The organism is Spirillospora sp. NPDC000708 (genome assembly GCF_040299565.1).
GTDB lineage: Bacteria > Actinomycetota > Actinomycetes > Streptosporangiales > Streptosporangiaceae > Spirillospora.
Window position 1 is genome coordinate 1 of the sequence record NZ_JBEPCJ010000199.1, and the last position, 4674, is coordinate 4674.

The 4674-nt window shown below is 37.7% G+C and carries 5 protein-coding genes; 1 reads left to right on the forward strand and 4 read right to left on the reverse strand.

The window, feature by feature from the left end:
* Positions 1-30: 30 nt before the first annotated feature.
* The 4 genes from ABT299_RS52220 to ABT299_RS52235 all read right to left on the reverse strand — a co-directional run bounded on the left by ABT299_RS52220 (position 31) and on the right by ABT299_RS52235 (position 3657).
* Positions 31-1242 carry a relaxase/mobilization nuclease domain-containing protein gene (locus tag ABT299_RS52220; RefSeq protein WP_500255420.1) on the reverse strand — a complete coding sequence of 404 codons (1212 nt, stop codon included), beginning with the start codon at positions 1240-1242 and terminating at the stop codon, positions 31-33.
* Entirely contained in the window at positions 1221-1586 is a 366-nt protein-coding gene (locus tag ABT299_RS52225; protein WP_032398722.1) for a plasmid mobilization protein, read from the reverse strand. Before ABT299_RS52225 ends, ABT299_RS52220 begins: the two co-directional genes overlap by 22 nt.
* A 100-nt stretch (positions 1587-1686) precedes the next feature.
* Entirely contained in the window at positions 1687-1998 is a 312-nt protein-coding gene (locus tag ABT299_RS52230) for a hypothetical protein (RefSeq protein WP_350977985.1), read from the reverse strand.
* Between the two features lie 360 nt (positions 1999-2358).
* Complete coding sequence (locus ABT299_RS52235) at positions 2359-3657, reverse strand: polysaccharide deacetylase family protein (RefSeq protein ID WP_014017385.1); 1299 nt, start codon at positions 3655-3657, stop codon at positions 2359-2361.
* A 168-nt stretch (positions 3658-3825) separates the two neighbouring features.
* Here ABT299_RS52235 and ABT299_RS52240 point away from each other — a divergent pair, with 168 nt between their 5' ends.
* Positions 3826-4506, forward strand: coding sequence for an IS6 family transposase (locus ABT299_RS52240; protein ID WP_500255421.1), 681 nt, complete (start codon positions 3826-3828; stop codon positions 4504-4506).
* Positions 4507-4674 lie beyond the last annotated feature (168 nt).

A 4674-nucleotide genomic window follows, 5' to 3' on the forward strand; every position in this document is an offset into this window, starting at 1 on the left:
CGTCCTGGCGGGCCGGGTCCCTCCCGGCCCTCACTGACGCGTCGACCGGGAGCGGGCCAGATCGACATCCGCCGCGACTTTTTTCGGGATTTTCTGTTGTTCTTGCTCGTAATTTTTCATGTCTTTTGAAAAGCGACGTTCAAAATCATCGAGGATTTTCTCTTTTGTTTGCTTTAATTTTCTTGTAACGCGTTGAGTAAGTTCTGGTACTCGTCCTGCAAGCTGTTTGATTGTGTCAATAAATCGATTAATTTTTGATTCTCGCTTGAGAGCTTCTGATTTTCTTGGTTCAATTGCTTGTTCAAGGCTAACAATTTCTGATTCTCTTTGTTGAGTGTCTCGCTCAAGCGGAGTAATCGCTGGTTCTCGTTGTTCAACAGCTCTAAATTCGTTTTGTCTTGCTCGGTTTTCCAACTCATGTAAAATGGTCTCCCTTCCAAAATCAGAACCCAATCGGGTCTCTCGTGCTCGTCTTTGCTTGTTATTGGCGTCTAAAAAGGCATATGAGAACGTTTGGCCTCTTTCTGATAGAATTACCCCATTGTCAGATAATCGTTCGTTAAACGCTTCGTATGAGCTCACAGAGACATCTTGAAGCGATTTATTGATTCTTTCTCTCAAATCATCCATGTAAGAATACTCATTTTTGGCGATTAGTTCTTTTTCTGTCTCTGTTTGGCGCTCATTTGGTGGCTCTAAAATGTGCCAGTTCTCTCGAGAAGCGAGTCGATCATTCATTTCTCGTGCTCGTTGAACGCTTTCTCCTTTTTGTTCTCTTAATTTATTGCCTGTCTCTAAATTGAGCTTATTGACAATGATGTGGTTGTGTAAGACGTGATTTTTTCCGTCTAAATGCGTATACACAGCACTTTGATGGTTAGGATAGAGATTTTCTGCTAATTCAACGCCTAAATCATTGGCTTTTTGCCAGTCTTTTTGAACTTTCGGATTCAGTTCATCTAAGGCGAAAGATTGGGTAATACGCAAGACTTGATTGGATTCTTTGGTTTGGTTATGAAGTTGTCGAATGACATCAAATTGTTCTTTGGCGATAAAGGGATCAATCCCGTTGGTTCCACCCACGGCAACTGCCCGACAATTTGTCAGCTCCACAGGACGTTCCAATTGATGGTCTTGTAGCCACTGTTCAGTTTTTTCATGCATGGGTCTGTCTTGCCCTAAAGCATAATTAAGGGCGCTCGCTGCACTTGCGCCATTGCTTATTTTTGCAATTGTTGCCATAACTCTTGATACCCCTTTTGAGCTTGAGCGAGTACTCCGTATGTATAGCGTAAAGCCACGATCAGCTCTTTATCTTGGTTGTCCATCCGATCGAATTGATTGAGTTTCTTGGCGATTTGATTTAAATTGGTTCCTTGTTTTGAGAGTTCTAATAATAAAGATTTCGCTTGGTCATGTTCGAGATAAGGTTTTTTTAAATGAGATTTTTGTGCTAATTTTTTCGCATAAAGATTCGGAGAGAGTCCATATGTTTCTCCTGAAATTTTCAGCTTATTGTATTGTTCTTCAGATAATCTAAATTGAATGTACTTTGTTTGATTTTGTGATACTTCTTTCTGATCCATAAATAGCCTCCTCAAAGATAAAATGCCCCAGCGCTCATTCCTCAATCGCCCTTTGTCATTGATTTTGTAATAAGCATTGCGCCCTATTCGGTTACAATCCTCACAACAAAATAGCAAATATAAACCCATAAATACTGCTGTAAGCTATCACATTGTAATACAAATTACTTCGTTCTTGTATTACAATGTGGCTTGAAAAGGGGGAAGTTTCACTTTCCCCTTTTATCCCCTTTGGATTGTGTCGATTTGCTTTACGCAAACGCCACCTACCCATTTTATAAAAATAAAATGGGCAAAAGATCTTTCTTTTTGTCATACAAAAAGAAGAAAAAGAGGGACGATTTTCTTCTTCCGAAATCGTCCCTCTTTTTGGATGAACGAACAAAAAATCTCTCGTATTTTGTTTGTTCATCCACTAAAAATATGCGAACAGTATGGCTTCATTCAATCCTGTTCTTACAAGTCAAAAGCATCGAATCGTCCAAGGACGATTCAACAAAAAAAGTAGTCGTTTTTGGACGACTACTAAGTTCTAAACATTCATTACCCAAAATCAATTTGGTCTAACATCGTTTCTCGACTAGCTTGATCTAATCCAAGATACGTTAAGGTCATGGCTTCACTTGAATGGTTTAATAAATGCATCACTAAACCAATATTATAGTTTGACTGGGTATAGACCTTATAAGCGCCTGTTTTACGCATGGTATGCGTTCCTAGATAGTTAATTCCTACTTATTGTCGGCGGAGCTGGACGCTTCTTTCACAACCTCTATCCTCGATCTTTTTGGTCATACACTTCTTTGACGTTGATAAATTGATCAAGTATTGGATTTTCTCCTTTTAGGTCAGCTTCGAAACGGATACCGTCAATATTGATTCTGGCGTTACGGTAGTAGTCAGTTCCTAGTTGTCCCCATGCAGGAGTTGAGGCATCGACATTGCAGAAGATATCAAATCCTTGTTGTTTCAAGTAAGCAAATTTTTGATTTGCTTCAGAATAAGGTTGCCAATCGCTGATGTCAGCGCCAAATGGGTAGATCAAAATATTTGTTTTGCCTAAAATAGGTGCAACTTCATTTTGCCAACGTTCATTATCTTGTTGGATATCGGCTAAAGAAGCTTGTGTCATATTCAAGTGTCCCCAAGTATGAGAAGCAAAACTCCAACCATCTTTCTTTAATTGATCAGCAACTTTTTTGGCTGCTTCGATTTCTTTGTTTGTTTTTTCGTTATCACCATATTCTGATTTTGATGTACGGTAACCTAATACACCATTATAGCCTGTTAAAGCTAATGTTCCTTTGGCGCCTTGATAAGAAAAATCGGGATGTTTTTTAATGAATGAATCGATCAATGGAACCATATCATAGTCACCAACAGTTTCCTTCTTATTGTCGATATAAATATTCTTGATTTGGTTCTGTTTATCGACAATCAACTTACTTGGAAATCCTGAATTGTCCATGTATTCATAATAGCTGACATCGTCTTGCGAAAGAATTAACGGTTTCTTTCCTTCTGGAAGAGAAACACCTGTAAAGGTCAGTTTTCCATCTGTTCCTTTTTTGACTAATCCATTTAGATTAACAAGAACATAGTTATTTTTATATAACTGATCAATGGTTTTATTGAATTCGGAAATAGTGACCATATAATCTTTATACCCTTGTGCTTGCTGGGTATGAAAAGCCTTAGCTGGATCAACAATCAGACTATGAAAGAAGACGTGTGAGATTTTGGTCGGGTCTTCCCATTTTACCAAGGATTCTTTTTCTTTTTTCAAAGTTGCTAACAATTGTTGCGCTTCTTTGGCGTCGTCTTTTTCAAGTAAGGCGATGGCTTCATCATAATGATAACTTGCAGCAAGCTGTTTTGCTTGATCAAGCTGTTTCGTCGTTTGTTTATCTTCAACAGGTTTTGAGCTGCTGCTTGAGTGTTGAGTTGTTTGACTAGTGTTTTCTAATTTATTGTTTGTTACTGCTTGTGTAACAAAAAAGATACTTACACCTAGAATAATAACAGTGCATACAGAAGTGACAGCCAATATGATTTTGTGTGTATGTTTCATTTTATCGTCCCCTACTACTTTTTGATTTCAAAAACCCCCGTAAGCTTTTCTTAACCTTTTGAAAAACTTCCCATAACCATTGTAACGAATATAGGGTTCTGTTGCAAAGTTTTAAATCTACTATCAAATAAGGTAGAATAATAGAAAAAGATAGCAGGAGGAATGACGATGAATCATTTTAAAGAAAAGCAATTTCAGCAGGATGTGATTATTGTAGCCGTGGGCTACTATCTTCGTTATAACCTTAGCTATCGTGATGTTCAAGAAATCTTATATGATCGTGGCATTAACGTTTCTCATACGACGATTTATCGTTGGGTGCAAGAATATGGCAAACTACTCTATCAAATTTGGAAAAAGAAAAATAAAAAATCCTTTTATTCATGGAAAATGGATGAAACGTACATCAAAATTAAAGGAAAATGGCATTATTTGTATCGAGCCATCGATGCAGATGGTTTAACCTTGGATATTTGGTTACGTAAAAAACGGGACACACAAGCAGCCTATGCTTTTCTTAAGCGGTTAGTGAAGCAGTTTGATGAACCGAAGGTTGTAGTCACAGATAAAGCCCCCTCTATTACAAGTGCCTTTAAGAAACTAAAAGAATACGGCTTTTATCAAGGGACAGAACATCGTACCATTAAATACCTGAATAATTTGATTGAACAAGACCATCGTCCAGTAAAGAGACGCAATAAATTCTATCGAAGTTTACGCACTGCCTCTACCACGATTAAGGGCATGGAAGCCATTCGAGGATTATATAAGAAAACCCGAAAAGAAGGCACTCTCTTCGGCTTTTCGGTGTCTACTGAAATCAAGGTATTAATGGGAATAACAGCCTAAATCATAGATACCGTAAGGGATTTTATTCTTTATTTAAAACTTTGCAACAGAACCCTATTATCTAAGGAAATCAAAGTATTAATGGGAACACCTACTTAATAAGGTTAGACTGTCATTTTAATATTTAAATGGCGCATAGTTTGCTTCATAACTAGCGTTCAAAAAAAC